Origin of the sequence: Streptomyces violaceusniger Tu 4113, from assembly GCF_000147815.2 — a bacterium.
Taxonomy (GTDB): Bacteria; Actinomycetota; Actinomycetes; order Streptomycetales; family Streptomycetaceae; genus Streptomyces; species Streptomyces violaceusniger_A.
In genome coordinates this window covers 1,394,076-1,411,776 of sequence record NC_015957.1, presented here as the reverse complement: position 1 = coordinate 1,411,776, position 17,701 = coordinate 1,394,076, and the positions used below count along the sequence as shown (strand labels likewise).

Sequence of the window (17,701 nt, the reverse complement as noted above, 5' to 3'; positions counted from 1 at the left end):
GAAGTCGTCCCGTACCAGATGCCTTCGCGGACGGCGTCGCCCTCCCTCGAAGACAACCTGCCACACATTCGCGGACATCTCAGCCCGGCCCCTCACCCTCCGGCCGGGATGCGAAGCCCTCCACACCTCCTTGCCACCGGCCATTCGGCCTGGCACCCCTCTCCTCGCATCCAACCATGCCCCTCGGGAGGCCCGCTTATTACCGGCGAGTTCTCACCGGGGCCGGCCGTACACCTGGTGCGACAGCACCGTGGCGAGCGTCTCGACCACGATGGGGTCGAAGTCGCGCGCCGTGGCCAGCCGCAGCCGCTCCAGGGCGCGCAGGGCGGCCGCCCCGGCCGCACCCTCGGCCCCTGGCCCGCTGACCAGCTCGGTATACGCGTTCACCGCGCGCACGATACGCGCGGCGAGTGGCTGCTCGCGGTACGGGTCCGCCTGGCGCTCCACGACCTGTGCCACCTCGGCGGGTACCCCGGTCTGGCGGACCACAGCGCCGCCGAGCAGCGCGATTTTGCGCTGCTCGGCGGCGGGCAGCGGCTCGGTGGCCCCGGCGGGCACCGGGTCCAGCAGCGAGAGCTGGCCGATGTCGTGCATCAGCGCCGCGTACTCCAGCACGGTCAGCCGCGGCTCGGAGAGCCCCAGCTCACGCCCCACCGCCCGGCTGAGCGCGGCCACCTCACGGGCGTGGCCCGTCGGGGTGTACCCGGCTATCTCGGTCGACCGGGCCAGGGAGGCGATGGTCTGGCGGTAGGTGGCCCGTATCCCCGCGTAGCGGCGGTAGGAGTACTGGATCAGCAGCAGCGGCACCGCCAGCACCGGCACCGGCCACAGCCCGGCGACGGCCACGGTGAGCGGCATCACCACCGCGGTCGCGCAGACCGCCGCCGCAACGCCCGGCAGCGACCGCAGCTCGTCGCGGAGCAGCGGTCCGTAAGGCCAGCCGGTACGGGCGCGGGCGAGCGCGGCGGCCAGGACGGCGTCACACAGGGCGGTGAGGGCCAGCAGGGCGAGCAAATAGCCGACGAGATACGGGCTGTGGCCGAACCAGGAGCCCAAGAGGCCGGTCCGGTGCAGCGGTTGGAAACAGATGGCGGCGAACGCGACGGTGAGCACCCGGCGGGCGGTGTGGCCGGGGTCGACCGGGCAGCCCAGCGCCAGCGGCGCCACCAGCCCGGCCAGGGAGGCGGCCACGACGACGGTGACCACCTGGAGGACACCGTGTGTGGTCGGCTCCCCGCCGAGCCGCCCCAGCAGGGCGTAGCCGAGGGCACCCGCGGCGGCGACGGGCGCGGGCTCCCCACGCGGATCGGGCACCCCACTACCCCCCGGAAGGGCGGGCGGAGCCTCCACGCACCGGATCGCCTCCCCTACGGCGATGAGCGCCCCGAAGGCCAACGCCGCCTCCGGCTGCCGCACCCCGTGCCACTCGGTCCACACGAGCGCGACCACGGCAAGCGCCCCGGCCGCGCCATACACGGCGACAACGGTAAGGCCGCCATAACGGCGCCCCGATATGCGCTCCCGGGCCCGGGCACCCACGCCGTCTTCGCGGTAGCCCGCGCCCCGGCTTCCCTTACGGACACCCGCGCCGCGGCTCGTCCAGCGGACGCCCACGCCGCCCTTACGGACACCCGCGCCGCGGCCCGCCCGGCGGACGCCTGGACCGCCCTTGCGGACACCCGCTCTCCGCCCCTCTTCGCGGACGCCCACGCCGCCCTTACGGACGGCCGCGCCCCGCCCTTCCTCGCGACCGCCCGCGTCCCTGCCTCTCTCGGGGAGGCCCGCGCCACGGCCCTTCCCGCTAACGCGCGCGCTACGGCTCGCCTGGCGGGCGCCTGCGCCCTGGTCTCCCCCGGGGAGGCCCGCAGCCCGGCCCTCCTCGTGGACGTTCTCGCCCCGGCCTCCCTTACGGACGCCCCCGCCGCGGCCCTCCTCGCGGTCCGCAGCCGGACCACCGCCCGCGTCGGCGGCCGTGGGCCGGGCCTCCTTACGGGCGGTCGCGGGCTCGCCTTGCTGTCCGCGGGCGCGGTCAAGGGCCCGGTCGTGTCGTTCCGCGAGCCAGCCGAGGCTGCCGCGGAGGGCCTTCGGGAGGCGAGGTGCGGCCGGTGCCGGGACGGAGCGGGCCGCCCCGGATGGCCACTGGGCCGCGCTCTCGTCCCGGTCACCCCGTCCGGGGCGGGTCGTGCCACGGCCCCCGCCCCCGCCCGAGGCTTCCGGGCCACCCGGGGCGACTGCTGCGTCCGGCGAGACGGGCTCTCCCCCGGCCCGTCCCGGGGCCACCCCGGGGCCGTCCGGGGCGGCGCGGCGGAGGGCCCGGTCGTGTCGTTCCGCGAGCCAGCCGAGGCTGCCGCGGAGGGCCTTCGGGAGGCGAGGTGCGGCCGGTGCCGGGGTGGAGCGGGCCGCCCGGGATGGCCACTGGGCCGCGCTCTCGTCCCGGTCACCCGGTCCGGGGCGGGTCGTGCCACGGCCCCCGCCCCCGCCCGAGGCTTCCGGGCCACCCGGGGCGACTGCTGCGTCCGGCGAGACTGGCTCTCCTCCGGCCCGTGCCGGGGCCACCCCGGGGCCGTCCGGGGCGGCGCGGCGGGGACGCCGGGCGGGCCGGGGGTCCCGGTCCGAGCCGCCGGGGGCGGTGGGCGGGTCCTGCTTGGGGCTCATGGCCCACCGCCGGGGGCGCCGAGGCCAGGACGGGGCTCGGGGCCGTCAGCCGAGCCGGAAGCCGCCGCGCGTACCAGGGGCGGCAGCTCCAGCGGCGGGCTCAAAGGATCTGGCGGGACGTTTCCGCGCTCCTCGGGGGCGTCCGCGGTGACCGCCGCATGCCAGCCGTGGCGGTCCAGGGCGGTGCTGAGGGCCCGCACCATCCGGGGGTCGAACTGCGACCCCGCACACCGCTTCAGCTCCTCCACGGCCGTGTCCACCGGCCGGGCCCTGCGGTACGTACGCGTGGAGGTCATCGCGTCGAAGGCGTCCGCCACCGCGACCACCCGGGCGAACTCCGGGATCTGCGCCCCGGCGAGCCCGTACGGATAGCCGCTGCCGTCCAGCCGCTCATGGTGGTGGAGGATCGCGGCCCGCGCCTCGCCCAGGAAGCCGATGCCGCGCACCATCTCGTCGCCGTACTCGGGGTGGAGCTCGATCACCCGGCGCTCATCGGGGGTGAGCGGGCCGTTCTTCCGCAGCAGCCGGGTGGGCACGCCGAGCTTGCCCACGTCGTGGAGGATGCCCGCGATCCGCACCACCTCCAGCCGGTCGCCGCTCATGCCCAGCTCGCGGGCGATCATCGCGGAGGCCCGGCCGACACGCTCGCTGTGGCCCCGGGTGTAGCGGTCCTTGATGTCGACCGCCTGGACCAGGGCCCGGATGGTGGCCTGATGGGCGGCGCTCTCGCGGCGGTAGAGCACGAATCCGCAGGCGCAGACGTACATCGGCAGCAGCACCAGCAGGGCCGCCGCCGGTCCGTAAGGGCTGCGCCAGAGCACCGCCATGGCGAGCCCGGCGGGCCCGTGCACCAGATACGGGGCGAGCGCACCGGGCAGCCGGCCGCACCAGGCGGCGCGCGGGGAGTGGCGCTCGGCGGTGACCAGCACCCCGCCCTCCAGGGCGGTGGCGGTCAGGCCCAGAACGAGCGCGGCGGCGACGGCGGCCGCCAGGGCGTACGCAAAGCCGGGCGTACCGGATGCCTCGGCGACGGCAAGCTGCGCAGCGGGGTCCTGTGCGCCGCCACCGAGCGCCCACAGGGCGCTGAGGGCCCGAGAGCCGCCCAGAGCCGCGAAGGCGCACGAGGCGGCCCAGACGGCCAGCGAGAGCCGTGCGGCGCGCCAGGCCCGCCGTGTCCCGGCCGGGGGCCGCTCGACGCGGGCGAGCAGCGCACCCGGCACGGCGACCAGCGCCGCGGCGGCGGGCGGCAGCAGAAAAGCCCCGGCCAGAAGGACGGGGCTGCACCATTCGGGCCAGCGGGCGCGGACCCTGGAGCCCACCGCGTGCACCACGGCGAGCAGGGCGGCCGTGGCCCAGGGGACGGCCGCTCCGGGCCGTACGGCCGGGGCGGCACAGAGCCCCCCGGCGAGCACGGCGCACAGGACATAGGCGCGCGCCCCGTGGGGAAGTGCCCGCACGGTGTCCTCCTCCCCATCCACGTCCGTTGCGCCGCCCCTCCAGGACGGGGGCGGGTCAGGTGGTTGGGGAGCTTAGGCCGGACTGGGGCGGATGAGATCGGAGGGACTGTCCGATTACACCCCTTCGAGTGATGATCTGATCACCGAAGGTGGGGCCGGGAACCCGCCAGGCTCGTTGACGATCAACCAACCGGTCGAGGATCGGCTGACGATCAATCGACGGACGGTCGACGGGCAGTCGTTCAACGCGCCCCATCGACGAACGGTCATCGAGGGACGATCCACCGGCGCTCAAGGCCGGGGGTCACTCCTGGCCGGGGGTCACTCCTGGGCGGTGGTCACTCCTGGGCGGTGGTCACTCCTGGGCGGTGCTCGGAGCGTTCGTCTCCGCGGTGACCTCACGCTCGGGCACCACCTGCCCGGCGCGGATCAGCTCGATCCGCCCCATGACCTTCGAACGGAGGTCGCTGGGCACGTCGTCCTGGCCGCAGCACCGCGCCACGAGCTTCTTCACGGCCTTCTCGAGGCCGTACTTCTCCAGGCAGGGAGAGCACTCGTCGAAATGCACCTCGAACTTGGCGCAGTCGCCGTCCGGCATCTCGTGGTCGAGGAACTCGTAGAGGTGATCGAGAACCTCGGAGCAGTCCGTCTCATGCGGCTCTCCGCAGCTCATGAGTCCGCGCCTTTCCGATCGTGCGACTCGTCCGCCCCGGCGGCCGCGCCCGCGGGGACCAGCCCGCGCCCACGGGCGTAGTCCTCCAGCAGATCGCGAAGCTGGCGGCGCCCACGGTGCAGTCGGGACATCACCGTACCGATGGGTGTACCCATGATGTCCGCGATCTCCTTGTAGGCAAAGCCCTCGACATCCGCGAGATAGACCGCGATGCGGAACTCCTCGGGGATGGCCTGAAGGGCTGCCTTGACATCGGAGTCGGGCAGGTGGTCGAGGGCCTGCGACTCGGCGGACCGCAGACCGGTCGACATATGCGACTCGGCGCGCGCGAGCTGCCAGTCCTCGATCTCCTCGGCCGCGCTGCGCTGGGGCTCCCGCTGCTTCTTGCGGTACGAGTTGATGAAGGTGTTGGTCAGGATGCGGTACAGCCACGCCTTGAGGTTGGTGCCCTCACGGAACTGGTGGAAGGACCCGTACGCCTTGGCGTACATCTCCTGCACCAAGTCCTCGGCGTCGGCCGGGTTCCGCGTCATCCGCAGCGCGGCCGAGTACATCTGGTCCAGGAAGGCAAGGGCGTCCCGCTCAAAGCGCGCGTTGCGCTCCGAGGACGTCTCCTGCGACCGCTCGACCGGCTCTCCCTCGGTAACGCCGTCGGTCCCTGCGTCGGTCCCAGTGACCTGACCCACCTCCTCCAGCTTCGCGTCGGGTCCGGATGTGGACCCGCTCGAATCGGAGAATAGACGACGATCCGGTGCGCCCGCCGCTCCGATCTTCACAGCCTGTGCCGCCTGGAGCTGCGACCAGTCGAGGTCAGCGCCGTGCGGACGGGCCGGGCAAGCAAGCGAACCCATGCGGGAATCTCCCTTTCCTCGTATTCCGCGTATCAGTGCCTCTTACACGGTGAGTACCAACGGCCCTTACAACACGGGACCCCTCCGTCGCATTCCCGCGCCCGGCCCCGGCTCCCCCGGCCCGCCCAGGTCAGGCCAGGGCGCGCGGCAGCCAGTCGGCGACGGCGCCGGTGATCAGGGCGAGCGCCGCGGGCTCGTCGAGGTCCGCCGATTTCGGCAGGCCGAAGACGTGATCGCCGTACGGCACCGTCACGAGCTCCATGTCCGCGGGCAGCTCGGGGAACTCCTCCGGCCGTCCGAAAGGGTCCCGGCCGCCCTGGACGATCAGCGTCGGCACCCCCGTGGCCAGCAGCTCATCGGCCCGGGACCGCTCCGGCTTGCCCGGTGGGTGCAGCGGGAACGACAACGCCAGCACGGCCTTCGCGCCCAGCTCCCGGCCGGTCCGGCAGGCCACCCGCGCCCCGGCGCTGCGGCCGCCCGCCACGATCGGCAGCCCGGCCTTCTCCAGCGCGGGCCACAGGGCGCGCCATCCGGTGTCCAGGGTCGAGGGCGCGGGCGCGATCTTCTTGCCCGCCACCCGCCACGGCTGCTCGACCAGCGCCACGCTCACCCCGCGCCCGGGGAGCACCGCGGCCAGCGCGCGCAGGTCGCGCGCCTCGATGCCCCCGCCGGCGCCGTGGCTCGCGGCGAGCAGGGCATGGGCGCCGGGCGCGTGATGCCAGGTGATCCGGGCGTCCCCGGCCGGGGTCGGCACCGTCTCGGTCGTCACCGTCTCGGTCGTCACCTCGGGCGATTCCGTCTTCTTGGCGGCCATCAGAACAGCGTGCCCTCCTCCGGGGCCTCGAGTTCCTCCAGCAGCTCGGGGCCGTTGTTACGGACATCACTCACCCCGGTCGCCACCGGATAGGCCCGCAGCAGCCCGGAGGGCGGCGGCGCCAGCAGCGGCAGCAGGTCGTCGGGGTCGGTGCGGGCGGGATCCAGCCAGGAGGCCCAGCGGTCCTCGGTGAGAACCAGCGGCATCCGGGGATGGATCTCGGCCAGCGACCGCGGTCCCTCGTCGTGGCCCACGCCCCCGAAGGGCTCCTTGTCCGCCTCGGTCGTGATCACCGTGCAGGTCACCCACCACGAGCGCGGATGATCGTCCGGCAGCGTCCGGTCCCGCCAGAACTCGTACAGCCCGGCCATGGCCATCACCGAGCCGTCCACCGGGGTCACGAAGTACGGCTGCTTGCGGGGCCTGCGCTTGCCCTTCTCCTCGAGCTGCCGCTCCTGCGCCGCGGTGACCCACTCGTAGTAGCCGTCGGCGGGCAGGATGCAGCGCCGGGAGGCGAACGGGCGCCGGTAGGAGGGCTTCTCGTGCACGGTCTCGGCCCGTGCGTTGATCATCTTCGCGCCGCCCTCGGGCGACTTCGCCCAGGAGGGCACGAGCCCCCACTTCAGCGCCCTGAGCTGGCGAACCGGGCGCGGCTCGTCTGCGTCTTTAAGAGGGCGTTCGAGCACCGCGTACACGTCCTTGGTGGGCGCGACGTTCCAGTCCGGCGCCAGAGTCTCCTCCGGTTCCCACTTCTCCACTCCGAAGATGCCGACGAGATCCTCCGGCTTCCGGCTCGCTGCATATCGACCGCACATAGGTGCCACACTGCCACGACCCCTACCGACGCGAGGAGCCGCCAGCACATGGACGCAACGAACGCCGCCGATCTGTGGGACCGGGTGACCGGCGCCCAGCCCGACCCCACCACCTGGCTGGTCGTCTCCACCGGTGTGGTCGCGCTCGCGGTCGTCGTCTTCCGTACCGCCTGGCGAATAGCCCGTAACGCCGTCACGATCGCCCACGAGGGCGGCCACGCCCTGGTCGCCCTGCTCAGCGGGCGGCGGCTGGACGGCATACGGCTGCACTCGGACACCTCGGGGCTGACCGTCTCCCGCGGCAAGCCCACGGGCCTGGGCATGATCCTCACGGCGGCGTCCGGCTACACCGCCCCCTCCCTGCTGGGCCTCGGCGGCGCCTGGCTGCTGGCGGCGAACCACATCACCCTGCTGCTGTGGGGGACGACGGCGCTGCTGGTCGCGATGCTGGTGATGATCCGCAACGCGTATGGCGTCCTTACGGTCGTCATCAGCGGGGCCGCCTTCTTCCTCGTCTCCTGGCTGACCGGGCCGGACGTCCAGGCGGGGTTCGCGTATGCCGTGGTCTGGTTCCTCCTCCTGGGGGGTGTGCGCCCGCCCTTCGAGCTCCAGCGCAAGCGCCGGCACCAGGGCGCGTACGACTCCGACCCCGACCAACTGGCCCGGCTGACGGGCATTCCGGCCGGCGCCTGGCTGCTGCTCTTCCACGTGGTCTCGCTGTGTTCGCTGCTCGCCGGCGGGCGCTGGCTGCTGGGGCTGTGACCCGTACGCGCGTCCGGCGCGCCACCCCCGGCGCATAGTGCGCGACCCTCGGCGCGCGGTAGCAGCGCCGTGTTTCGACTGGGTTTCGCCACTTTCGATCAAGATTGGCACTCCGGGCGAACCACTAAAGTGAGACCCATGACCGGCATTGAGACCTCCCCGGGCGATCACACCGCCCTCTGGCCCGCTCCGACCGCCGATGGAGCGGTGGCCGCGACCGTCACCGTGCCCGGATCCAAGTCGGTTACCAACCGCGGTCTGATCCTGGCCGCGCTCGCCGCCGAACCCGGCTGGCTGCGCCGCCCGCTCCGCTCCCGCGACACCCTCCTGATGGCCGCCGCGCTGCGCGCCATGGGCGTCGGCATCGAGGAGACGGTGTCCGACGGCGCCCTCGGCTCGGGCGGCCCCTCCGGCGGCGGAGAGGCATGGCGGGTCATCCCGGCGGGGCTGCACGGCCCGGCCACCATCGACGTCGGCAACGCCGGCACCGTGATGCGCTTCCTGCCCCCGGTCGCCGCCCTGGCCGACGGCCCCGTCCACTTCGACGGCGACCCCCGCTCCCATGAGCGCCCGCTGCACGGCGTGATCGACGCGCTGCGCGCCCTCGGCGCCCGCATCGACGACGACGGCCGCGGCGCGCTGCCGATGACCGTGCACGGCGGCGGGGCGCTGGACGGCGGCCCGGTCCGCATCGACGCCTCGTCGTCCTCCCAGTTCGTGAGCGCGCTGCTGCTGTCCGCGCCGCGCTTCAACCAGGGCGTCGAGGTGCGCCACATCGGCGCCGCGCTGCCCTCCCTGCCGCACATCCGGATGACCGTCGACATGCTGCGCGCGGCGGGCGCACGGGTGGACACCGCGGAGGCGGGCGGCGAGCGGGGCGTCTGGCGGGTGGCGCCGAGCGCGCTGCTCGGCCGCGACCTGGTCGTCGAGCCCGATCTGTCCAACGCGGCGCCGTTCCTGGCCGCCGCCCTGGTCACCGGCGGCCGGGTGACCATCCCCGACTGGCCGGACCGCACCACCCAGCCCGGGGACGAACTGCGCCGCATCTTCACCGAGATGGGCGGTTCCTACGACCTCACCGACGCCGGTCTGACCTTCACCGGAACGGGCCGGATCACCGGGATCGACGCCGATCTGCACGAGGTCGGCGAGCTCACCCCTGTGATCGCGGCGGTCGCGGCGCTGGCCGACTCCGAGTCGGTGCTGCGCGGCATCGCGCATCTGCGGCTCCATGAGACCGACCGGCTCGCCGCCCTCGCCAAGGAGATCAACGAGCTCGGCGGGGACGTCGCCGAGACCGAGGACGGACTGCGGATCCGCCCCCGGCCGCTGCACGGCGGGATCTTCCACACCTACGAGGACCACCGGCTGGCCACCGCCGCCGCCGTACTGGGCCTCGCCGTCGACGGTGTGCTGGTCGAGAACGTGTCCACCACCGCCAAGACCCTTCCCGACTTCCCCGGTCTGTGGACCGGCATGCTCGACGCGACGACGACCTCGGCGCGGAGATCCTGAGAGCCTGGACTCATGCGCCGCTACGGCAAGCACACCGACGAGGATGACGTTCGGGTCCGCCCCAACCGCAAGGGCAACCGGCCGCGCTCCAACATCCGCCCCAAGCACGAGGACGCCGCCGAGGGGTTCGTGCTGACGATCGACCGCGGCCGGCTCACGGTCCTGGTCGAGGACCGCACCATCACCGCCATGAAGGCCCGCGAGCTCGGCCGTAAGGGCGTCGTGGTCGGCGACCGGGTCGCGGTCGTCGGGGATCTGACCGGCGACAAGGACACGCTCGCCCGGATCGTCCGGGTCGAGGAGCGCTCCTCCGTCCTGCGCCGGACCGCCGACGACGACGATCCGTACGAGCGGGTCGTGGTCGCCAACGCCGACCAGCTAGCGATCGTGACCGCGCTCGCCGATCCGGAACCGCGCCCGCGCCTGATCGACCGGTGTCTGGTGGCCGCCTTCGACGCGGGGCTCGAACCGCTGCTCGTGCTCACCAAGTCCGATCTGGCACCCGCCGAGGAGATGCTGAAGACCTATGAGCCGCTCGGCGTCCCCTTTGTCGTCACCAGCCGTGACGAGCTGGCCGACGGGGACACCGCCGACCGGGTGCGGGAGCAGCTGACGGACCGGATCACGGTCTTCGTCGGCCATTCGGGCGTGGGCAAGACGACGCTGGTGAACGCGCTGGTCCCGGACCACCAGCGGGCCACCGGCCGGGTGAACGCGGTCACCGGCCGCGGCCGCCACACCACCACCTCCGCGCTCGCGCTGCCCCTGCCGGACACCAAGGGGTGGGTGATCGACACCCCGGGCGTACGGTCCTTCGGGCTGCACCATGTGGACCCGGCGCGGGTCATCCACGCCTTCCCGGACCTGGAGCCGGGCACCGAGGGCTGCCCGCGCGCCTGCAGCCACGACGAGCCGGACTGCGCGCTGGACCAGTGGGTGGCCGACGGCCACGCCGAACCGGCCCGGCTGTACTCCCTGCGACGGCTGCTGGCGACCCGGGAGCGGCGGGAGGGCGACTAGGGCCCGTCCGGGGAGCAGCCCGCCATAGGCGCTCAAGATCCGCGGGACACCTCCTGGGGAGCGTGTTTGCCGTCCACCCGGGACGGTAAATGGATAATCGCATCAAGGAGTCCAGGCGACCGGGCGGGCCCCGGGCGGCGGCAGCCGACGGCGGCACGGGAGGGCATCTCTATGGCGTGGCTGCTGGTCGTGGTCGCCGGGCTTCTCGAAACGGGCTTCGCCGTCTGTCTCAAGCTCTCGCACGGCTTCACCCGCCTCTGGCCGACGGTCGCGTTCTGCGCGTTCGCGCTCGGCAGTTTCGGACTGCTGACGCTGTCCCTGAAGAAGCTCGACGTGGGGCCCGCGTACGCGGTGTGGACGGGGATCGGGGCCGCCGGGACCGCGATCTACGGCATGATCTTCCTCGACGATCTCGTCTCCATGCTCAAGATCGTCTCCATCAGCCTGGTGATCATCGGCGTGATAGGACTCCAGCTCTCCGGCTCGGCCCACTGAGCCCGGCCGCCCGGGTGGGTTCAGGCCAGCACCGTGCGCACCATACGGGCCACATCAGCCACCGGGGCGGGCGCCACCACGTACGACAGGGCCAGTCTGGCGACCGCCTCGCAGGCCAGCGGCAGCTCGACCGCACCGGGCGGCCAGTCGCCCGCCAGCAGCCGCACCGCCCGGTCCCGCGCCTCGCCGAGCAGCTCGCCCGGCGCGGGCAGCGGGCCGGGCGGTGCCGTCCTTACGGACGTCACGGACGTCGGCAGCCGCTCGTTCCAGCAGCCCGTGAGCACCGCCCGCACCAGTGGATTCTCGGTCGCCGAGCGGACCGTCCACACCGCCGCGGCGGCCAGCCGCTCCCTGGGGCCCGCCGCGCCGGACGCCCCGGACAGCGCCCGCTCGACCCCGCTCAGATACGCGTCGGCCTCGCGCCGCACCAGAGCACGGGCGAGGCCCTCCTTGCTGCCGAACTCGTTGTAGAGGGTCTGCCGGGAGACCCCGGCCGCCGCCGCGACCTCGGCCATCTTGACCCTCGGCCACGGACGGCCCTCGAGCGCGGCGAAGGCCGCGTCGAGTAAGGATTCACGCGCTGCGGGCATCGTCGCCTCCCAGAGCGGGCATCGCCGCCTCCCAGCGGCATGTGCCCGACAGAATTGACGGGCCGCCAGATGAAGTCAAGAGCCCCGCACGGGCCGACCCGTACGGCCCGCGTCCCTGGCATGTGGAGTCGCGTGGCTCCCGGTCTTTTCCGCTCGATACTGTTCGGCCATGCCCGACTACCACGATGACCTGCGTCTCGGCCACGTCCTCGCCGACGCCGCCGACTCGACCACCATGGAGCGGTTCAAGGCGCTCGACCTCAAGGTCGAGACAAAACCCGATATGACGCCGGTGAGCGAGGCCGACAAGGCGGCCGAGGAGCTGATCCGCGGCTCCCTCCAGCGCGCCCGGCCGCGCGACGCGGTGCTCGGCGAGGAGTTCGGCAGCGAGGGCAGCGGCCCGCGGCGCTGGGTGATCGACCCGATCGACGGCACCAAGAACTACGTGCGCGGGGTCCCGGTCTGGGCCACCCTGATCGCCCTCATGGAGCGCGGTGAGGGCGGCGACCGCCCGGTGGTCGGGGTGGTCTCCGCGCCGGCGCTGGGACGCCGCTGGTGGGCCGCCGAGGGGCTGGGGGCGTACACCGGGCGCAGCCTGTCCTCCGCGTCGCGGCTTGCGGTCTCGAAGGTGAACAGCCTCTCCGACGCCTCGTTGGCGTACTCCTCGCTCAGCGGCTGGGAGGAGCGCGGCAAGCTGAACGGCTTCCTCGATCTGACGCGCGCCTGCTGGCGCACCCGTGGCTACGGCGACTTCTGGCCGTACATGATGGTCGCCGAGGGCTCGGTGGACATCTGCGCCGAACCGGAGTTGTCGCTGTGGGACATGGCGGCCAACGCGGTGATCGTCCAGGAGGCGGGCGGCCGCTTCACCGGGCTCGACGGCGTGCCCGGCCCGAACAGCGGCGACGCGGCGGCGTCCAATGGGCTGCTGCACGGGGCGATGCTGGACTATCTGCGGTCCTCCTGAGGGCCCACCGGTGTGAGAGCCGGACGAGAACCGGAGTGTGAACCGGAGCGCGGGGCGCGCTCGGCGGCCCGTCGGCCACCGCGCGCCCTTGTTGGATCCACCAAGGCATGTGAACATGAGAATCCAAGACCTTGTGAACTTGTGAATCTATTCTCGAATGGGTTCACCAAGGAGGTGGCTCCATCCATGCCCATGCACGTCCGTGACGCCATGAGCTCGGTGGTCCTCACCATCGGCCCCGCGCACACGCTCCGTCAGGCCGCCCGGCTGATGTCCGCACGCCGGGTCGGATCGGCCATCGTGCTCGATCCCGACACCTGCGGCCTGGGGATTCTCACCGAGCGCGACATCCTCAACTCGGTGGGGGCGGGCCAGGACCCCGATCAGGAGACCGCGCACGACCACACCACCGCCGACGTCGTCTTCGCCGCCCCCGGGTGGACGCTGGACGAGGCGGCCCGCACGATGACCCAGGGCGGCTTCCGCCATCTGGTCGTCCTCGACGCGGACGGCCCCGTCGGAGTGGTGTCGGTGCGCGACATCATCCGCTGCTGGGCCCCGATCCCCCAGCCCGTACCGGCCTGAGGCGCACCGGAAGCGGAACCGGACTTCGCACCCGGCTCACCGCATCCGTCGCACCCGCCCACGGCACACCGCGCCCGGCACACGAAGAGGCCGGAGCCCAACGGCGTCCGGCCTCTTCGGTTGATACGGCAAGCGTCCGTCAGCCGCGCAGGGCCTGAACCGCGGCCTCCAGCCGCTTGCCGTAGTCGGCGTCCGCCTTGCGGAAGTTCTCGATCGCCCGCTGTGCGATGTCATCGCGGGAGACCTTGGCGATGAACTGCGCCAGATTCTCGATCAGGCGCGCCTTCTCGTCGTCCGACATCAGCCGGTAGAGGTTCCCCGCCTGGACGAAGTCGTCGTCCTCGGCATGCGAGGGGGCCTCGTGGTCACCGGTCCGGCCGGAGACCGGGGACGGCTGCCACAGTGGCCGGCCGGTCTCCGCCGGGCCGCCGAAGCTGTTGGGCTCGTAGTTCTTGGCGCCCGCGTGACGGCCGTCGTACAGGAAGCCGTCCCGGCCGTAGGTGCGCGCCTCGGCCGCGTGCGGACGGTTCACCGGCAGGTGGTCGGCGTTGATGCCGACGCGGTAGCGGTGGGCGTCGCCGTACGCGAAGAGGCGGCCCTGGAGCATCTTGTCCGGGGACGGGCCGATGCCCGGCACGAAGTGGGCCGGCGAGAAGATCGACTGCTCGACCTCGGCGAAGATGTTCCGCGGGTTGCGGTTCAGCTCCAGCTTGCCGATCTCGATCGGCGGGTAGTCCTCGTGCGGCCAGACCTTGGTCAGGTCGAACGGGTTGAAGCGGTAGTTCGCCGCGTCGGCCGCCGGCATGATCTGCACCTGCACGGTCCAGGTCGGGAAGTCACCGCGCTCGATGGCCTCGCGCAGATCGCGCTGGTGGCTGTCCGGGTCCAGACCAGAGGTCTCGGCCGCCTCGGCGGTGGTGAGGCTCTTGATCCCCTGGTCGGTCTTGAAGTGGTACTTCACCCAGAAGACCTCGCCCGCGGCGTTGTTCCACTGGTAGGTGTGCGACCCGTAGCCGTTCATGTGGCGGTACGAGGCGGGGATGCCGCGGTCGCCGAACAGCCAGGTCACCTGGTGGGTGGACTCGGGCGAGAGCCCCCAGAAGTCCCAGACGTTGTCCGCCTCCTGCGAGCCGGTGTACGGGTCGCGCTTCTGGGTGTGGATGAAGTCGGGGAACTTGATGGCGTCCTTGATGAAGAACACCGGGGTGTTGTTCCCGACCAGGTCGTAATTGCCGTCCTCGGTGTAGAACTTCAGCGCGAAGCCGCGCGGGTCGCGCACCGCGTCCGCCGAGCCGAGGTTGCCGGCGACCGTCGAGAAGCGCAGGAACGTCTCGGTCTGCTTGCCGACCTCGGAGAGGAACGACGCGCGGGTGTACTTGCTCACGTCCGCGGTCACGGTGAAGGTGCCGTACGCACCGGCGCCCCGCGCGTGCACGATCCGCTCCGGGATCCGCTCGCGGTTGAAGTGGGCGAGCTTCTCGATCAGGTGCTGGTCCTGGATGAGGACCGGACCGCCGACGCCCGCCGTCTCGCTGTTCTGGTTGTCCGCCACCGGAGCCCCGGACTCCGTGGTCAGCGGACCAGTGATGTTGTCCTGGACCGTCACATGCGCCTCCTGCGTACTCGCATTCTGTCCCTTGGTCTGGGGCTGTTCTCGATCCTACATTGGACAATGTCTAAGTCAAGAAGCATTGGAAAGTCGTACCCGATCTGGCCAAGGACCCGTCCGCTGCTACCCTTGTCCTTATCTGACTGATAGGTGAATGGCATGAGTGACCTGCTGGAACGGCTCAGGGGACGCGGCTGGAGGCTGACGGCGCAGCGGCGTGTCGTCGCCGAGGTCCTCGACGGGGACCATGTGCACTACACCGCCGACGAAGTCCACGCGGCGGCGGCCGTGCGACTGCCCGAGATCTCCCGCGCGACCGTCTACAACACCCTCGGCGAGCTCGTCTCGCTCGGTGAGGTGATCGAGGTCACCACGGACGGCAGGGCCAAGCGCTACGACCCGAACGCACACCACGCGCATCAGCACCTGGTGTGCGCGAAGTGCGGCACCATCCGCGACGTCCACCCCTCCGGCGATCTGCTCGCCGACCTGCCCACGCAGGAGCGCTACGGCTTCGCGATCTCCGCGGTCGAGGTGACCTACCGGGGGCTCTGCCCCGACTGCGCGGCCTGAGAACGACCGCGAGAGACGGCCACGACAGACCGCCACAACAGGCGAAAGGCCCGGATCCTGGAGGATCCGGGCCTTTCGTATTGGTAGCGGGGACAGGATTTGAACCTGCGACCTCTGGGTTATGAGCCCAGCGAGCTACCGAGCTGCTCCACCCCGCGTCGTTGTGTTGCAACCTTAACCCGGGGTGGACGGCAGGAGCAAATCGGTTACCGGCGGGACGCCCGCCGGTGGCTCCGGGCCGGGGTTCCGGCCCGGAGCACAACGCCATGAGCTACCCGCGACGCCGCGAGCTCCTGCTACGCGCGAGCTGCCCCTGCTCCACGAGCTCCTGCTACGCCGTGAGCTCCTGCTGCAGCGCGTCCCGCAGCCGCGCCGCGCGCTCGGTGACCTCCGCGGGCCCCAGCTCCACCGCCCGCGCACACCACCGCTGCCCCTCGGTGAGCGCCCCGCGGCGGGCCGCGAGCAGCGCGAGCCGCAGCGCGGCCCGGCCGTGCCCCGCCTCGGCGGCACGCGTCCACCACAGGGCGGCCTCCGGCTCGCTGCCCTCCCGGGCCAGCAGCAGCCCCAGGTTGAACGCGCCGTTGCTGCTGCCTGCCTCGGCCGCCGCCCGGTACCAGCGCGCGGCCTCGACCACGTCGCCGCGGGCGGCGGCGAACATGCCCACCCGCACCTGGGCCCGCCGGTGGCCCTGGCGCGCGGCACGCTCGTACCACTCCTCGTACTCGGGGACGTGCGGCCCGGAGCCGTCGTCGGACGGCGGGGTCGGGAAGCGCGTCCCGGACGAGCTGCCGAAGCCGGTGCCGGTCGCCGGATCGCCGCCGACCGACGAGCGGTCCAGCAGCGCGGCCAGCCGGAAGGCGCCCTCGGCGCTGCCGCCTCCGGCAGCGCAGCGCAGATGGCGCTCGGCGCCCTGGAGGTCGCCGTCCCGCTGCAGGGCGAGGCCGACCTGCAGCGCCGCCTCGGTGTGCCCGGCGGCGGCGGCCCGCTCGTACCACTGCCGGGCCGCCCGGCCCTCGCCCCGGCCCGCGTACAGGATCCCCAGGTTGAACGCGGCGTCGACGCTGCCCGCCTCGGCCGCCTTGGAGAACCACGGCTCGGCGCCCGCCGCGTCGCCGCGCTGCAGCAGCATGACGGCGACCGCGTTGGCGGCCTCGCGGTGGCCCGCGTAGGCGGCGCGGCGGTACCACTGCTCGGCCTGTGCGGTGCGGCCCTGCTCGGCGCAGAGCAGCCCGAGGTTGTAGGCGCCGTTGATGTCCCCGGCGTCGAGCGCGGCGCGGTACCAGCGCTCGGCGGTCTGGGTCTCGCCCCGGTCGGCGTGCAGCGCGCCGAGCGCGTTGGCGGCGTTGCCGTCGCCGTCCTGGGCCGCCCGGTGCCACCAGACGGCCGCGCTGTCCGTGTCGCCCGCGTCGCGCAGCAGGAAGCCGAGCGCACAGGCGGCGCGGGACTCACCGTCCTTGGCGGACATCAGGTACCAGCGGCCGGCCTCCTTGGTCTCACCGCGCTTCTCCAGCAGCGTGCCGAGGTGGAGCGCGGCGCGCCGGTGGCCGCGCGCGGCGGCCTGCCGGTACCACTGCTCGGCCTCCTGCGGCCCGGCCCCCTCGGCGCCGCGGCGGCGCTCGGCCACCGGCTCGTCGCCCTCGTCGCCGCGGTCGTCCAGGATGCGGGCGAGCCGGTACGCGGCCTCGCGGTGGCCGCGCTCGGCGGCCGTGCGGAACCAGCGCTCGGCGCCGATGTCGCTACGGTGCTCCAGCAGATCGCCCAGCGCGTACGCGCCCAGGGTGTGGCCGGATTCGGCGGACTGGCGCAGCCAGTACTCGGCGGCGGGCTCATCGCCCCGCTCACGGTGGTGCCGGCCCAGGGCGTGGGCCGCGGCGGCGGATCCGGCGACGGCGGCTATGCGCCACCAGCCGGCCGCCTCGTCGGCGTAGCCGCGCTGGTGCAGCAGGACGCCGAGGTTGTTGGCGGCGGCGCGATCGCCCGCCGCGGTGGCTCCCCGCAGATGCGGTTCCGCACCGTCGACGTCACCGCGGCGCAGCAGCAGCGCGCCCAGTGCGCTCATCGCGGCGGTGTCACCGGCCTCGGCGGCACGACGGTGCCGGGTCTCCTCCTCGGCATCGTCATGCGTGTGCACAAAACGCCCTGTCTCCAACAGACTGACCCTGTCCCCCATAAATCCCATCGTGACATCACCCGCATCCGGCGTACACCTGGTATACCGCAGCCGAGGAGGTCACTTCAGCGTTTTGTCGACATGCCCACAGAGAGACAACCCAAACGCTTGTATCCGCATTCCCCGAGTGGACGCTCGCAGAACACACAA

16 protein-coding genes and 1 tRNA gene are annotated in these 17,701 nt (G+C 72.8%); 7 read left to right on the top strand and 10 right to left on the bottom strand.

Translation table 11 applies throughout. The annotated features are described in order from the left end of the window. Nucleotides 1-213: 213 nt before the first annotated feature. From STRVI_RS06340 to STRVI_RS06315, 6 genes are all read right to left on the bottom strand, one after another. Entirely contained in the window at nt 214-1,476 is a 1,263-nt protein-coding gene (locus STRVI_RS06340) for an HD domain-containing protein (RefSeq protein ID WP_043235477.1), read from the bottom strand. 1,175 nt (nt 1,477-2,651) lie between these two features. Then, complete coding sequence (locus STRVI_RS06335; RefSeq protein ID WP_014054789.1) at nt 2,652-4,112, bottom strand: HD-GYP domain-containing protein; 1,461 nt, start codon at nt 4,110-4,112, stop codon at nt 2,652-2,654. Between the two features lie 355 nt (nt 4,113-4,467). Continuing rightward, nucleotides 4,468-4,785 carry a mycothiol system anti-sigma-R factor gene (gene rsrA / locus STRVI_RS06330; RefSeq protein ID WP_014054788.1) on the bottom strand — a complete coding sequence of 106 codons (318 nt, stop codon included), beginning with the start codon at nt 4,783-4,785 and terminating at the stop codon, nt 4,468-4,470. Further along, nucleotides 4,782-5,471 carry a sigma-70 family RNA polymerase sigma factor gene (locus STRVI_RS06325; protein ID WP_043235475.1) on the bottom strand — a complete coding sequence of 230 codons (690 nt, stop codon included), beginning with the start codon at nt 5,469-5,471 and terminating at the stop codon, nt 4,782-4,784. Before STRVI_RS06325 ends, rsrA begins: the two co-directional genes overlap by 4 nt. A 295-nt stretch (nt 5,472-5,766) precedes the next feature. Beyond that, entirely contained in the window at nt 5,767-6,450 is a 684-nt protein-coding gene (locus STRVI_RS06320) for an alpha/beta hydrolase family protein (protein ID WP_014054786.1), read from the bottom strand. Beyond that, nucleotides 6,450-7,265 (bottom strand): SOS response-associated peptidase, encoded by an 816-nt coding sequence (locus STRVI_RS06315; RefSeq protein WP_014054785.1) that lies wholly within the window; start codon nt 7,263-7,265, stop codon nt 6,450-6,452. The genes STRVI_RS06320 and STRVI_RS06315 overlap by 1 nt, the downstream gene beginning before the upstream one ends. Nucleotides 7,266-7,313: 48 nt before the next feature. Between STRVI_RS06315 and STRVI_RS06310 the strand changes: the two genes are divergently transcribed. The 4 genes from STRVI_RS06310 (at nt 7,314) to STRVI_RS06295 (ending at nt 11,057) form a co-directional block, all read left to right on the top strand. Then, nucleotides 7,314-8,027, top strand: a complete 714-nt coding sequence (locus STRVI_RS06310; protein ID WP_014054784.1) for a M50 family metallopeptidase — start codon at nt 7,314-7,316, stop codon at nt 8,025-8,027. Between the two features lie 138 nt (nt 8,028-8,165). After that, a complete protein-coding gene (aroA, locus tag STRVI_RS06305; RefSeq protein ID WP_014054783.1) occupies nt 8,166-9,542 on the top strand; it encodes a 3-phosphoshikimate 1-carboxyvinyltransferase in 1,377 nt (458 codons plus the stop codon). Between the two features lie 12 nt (nt 9,543-9,554). Then, the gene (gene rsgA / locus STRVI_RS06300) at nt 9,555-10,562 is read left to right on the top strand and encodes a ribosome small subunit-dependent GTPase A (protein ID WP_014054782.1); all 1,008 of its coding nucleotides are present in this window, start codon (nt 9,555-9,557) and stop codon (nt 10,560-10,562) included. Nucleotides 10,563-10,733: 171 nt separating this feature from the next. Continuing rightward, nucleotides 10,734-11,057: a DMT family transporter gene (locus STRVI_RS06295; protein ID WP_014054781.1), complete on the top strand. Its 324-nt coding sequence runs from the start codon at nt 10,734-10,736 to the stop codon at nt 11,055-11,057. Between the two features lie 20 nt (nt 11,058-11,077). Here STRVI_RS06295 and STRVI_RS06290 read toward each other — a convergent pair whose 3' ends face one another. Next, nucleotides 11,078-11,647, bottom strand: a complete 570-nt coding sequence (locus STRVI_RS06290; RefSeq protein ID WP_014054780.1) for a TetR/AcrR family transcriptional regulator — start codon at nt 11,645-11,647, stop codon at nt 11,078-11,080. Nucleotides 11,648-11,816: 169 nt separating this feature from the next. Between STRVI_RS06290 and hisN the strand changes: the two genes are divergently transcribed. Together hisN and STRVI_RS06280 are read left to right on the top strand one after the other, a co-directional pair. After that, the gene (gene hisN, locus STRVI_RS06285; RefSeq protein WP_014054779.1) at nt 11,817-12,614 is read left to right on the top strand and encodes a histidinol-phosphatase; all 798 of its coding nucleotides are present in this window, start codon (nt 11,817-11,819) and stop codon (nt 12,612-12,614) included. A gap of 192 nt (nt 12,615-12,806) precedes the next feature. After that, complete coding sequence (locus tag STRVI_RS06280; protein ID WP_043238061.1) at nt 12,807-13,199, top strand: CBS domain-containing protein; 393 nt, start codon at nt 12,807-12,809, stop codon at nt 13,197-13,199. 139 nt (nt 13,200-13,338) lie between these two features. On the opposite strand, the gene STRVI_RS06275 is transcribed toward STRVI_RS06280, so the two are convergent. Continuing rightward, on the bottom strand, nt 13,339-14,805 hold the full coding sequence (locus STRVI_RS06275; RefSeq protein ID WP_014054777.1) for a catalase: 1,467 nt from the start codon (nt 14,803-14,805) through the stop codon (nt 13,339-13,341). 162 nt (nt 14,806-14,967) lie between these two features. Between STRVI_RS06275 and STRVI_RS06270 the strand changes: the two genes are divergently transcribed. After that, nucleotides 14,968-15,381, top strand: a complete 414-nt coding sequence (locus STRVI_RS06270) for a Fur family transcriptional regulator (protein ID WP_014054776.1) — start codon at nt 14,968-14,970, stop codon at nt 15,379-15,381. 81 nt (nt 15,382-15,462) lie between these two features. Here the strand turns inward: STRVI_RS06270 and STRVI_RS06265 are convergent. Both STRVI_RS06265 and STRVI_RS06260 read right to left on the bottom strand, forming a co-directional pair. Next, nucleotides 15,463-15,539 (bottom strand) — tRNA-Met (locus STRVI_RS06265). Nucleotides 15,540-15,712: 173 nt separating this feature from the next. Then, nucleotides 15,713-17,551, bottom strand: coding sequence for a tetratricopeptide repeat protein (locus tag STRVI_RS06260; protein ID WP_050993633.1), 1,839 nt, complete (start codon nt 17,549-17,551; stop codon nt 15,713-15,715). Nucleotides 17,552-17,701 lie beyond the last annotated feature (150 nt).

Coding starts and splice junctions, on each gene's coding strand:
- rsrA (WP_014054788.1), bottom strand. CDS start 4,785: ATGAGCTGCGGAGAGCCGCATGAGACGGACTGCTCCGAGGTTCTCGAT.
- STRVI_RS06320 (WP_014054786.1), bottom strand. CDS start 6,450: ATGGCCGCCAAGAAGACGGAATCGCCCGAGGTGACGACCGAGACGGTG.
- STRVI_RS06315 (WP_014054785.1), bottom strand. CDS start 7,265: ATGTGCGGTCGATATGCAGCGAGCCGGAAGCCGGAGGATCTCGTCGGC.
- STRVI_RS06310 (WP_014054784.1), top strand. CDS start 7,314: ATGGACGCAACGAACGCCGCCGATCTGTGGGACCGGGTGACCGGCGCC.
- aroA (WP_014054783.1), top strand. CDS start 8,166: ATGACCGGCATTGAGACCTCCCCGGGCGATCACACCGCCCTCTGGCCC.
- rsgA (WP_014054782.1), top strand. CDS start 9,555: ATGCGCCGCTACGGCAAGCACACCGACGAGGATGACGTTCGGGTCCGC.
- STRVI_RS06295 (WP_014054781.1), top strand. CDS start 10,734: ATGGCGTGGCTGCTGGTCGTGGTCGCCGGGCTTCTCGAAACGGGCTTC.
- STRVI_RS06290 (WP_014054780.1), bottom strand. CDS start 11,647: ATGCCCGCAGCGCGTGAATCCTTACTCGACGCGGCCTTCGCCGCGCTC.
- hisN (WP_014054779.1), top strand. CDS start 11,817: ATGCCCGACTACCACGATGACCTGCGTCTCGGCCACGTCCTCGCCGAC.
- STRVI_RS06280 (WP_043238061.1), top strand. CDS start 12,807: ATGCACGTCCGTGACGCCATGAGCTCGGTGGTCCTCACCATCGGCCCC.
- STRVI_RS06270 (WP_014054776.1), top strand. CDS start 14,968: ATGAGTGACCTGCTGGAACGGCTCAGGGGACGCGGCTGGAGGCTGACG.
- STRVI_RS06260 (WP_050993633.1), bottom strand. CDS start 17,551: ATGGGGGACAGGGTCAGTCTGTTGGAGACAGGGCGTTTTGTGCACACG.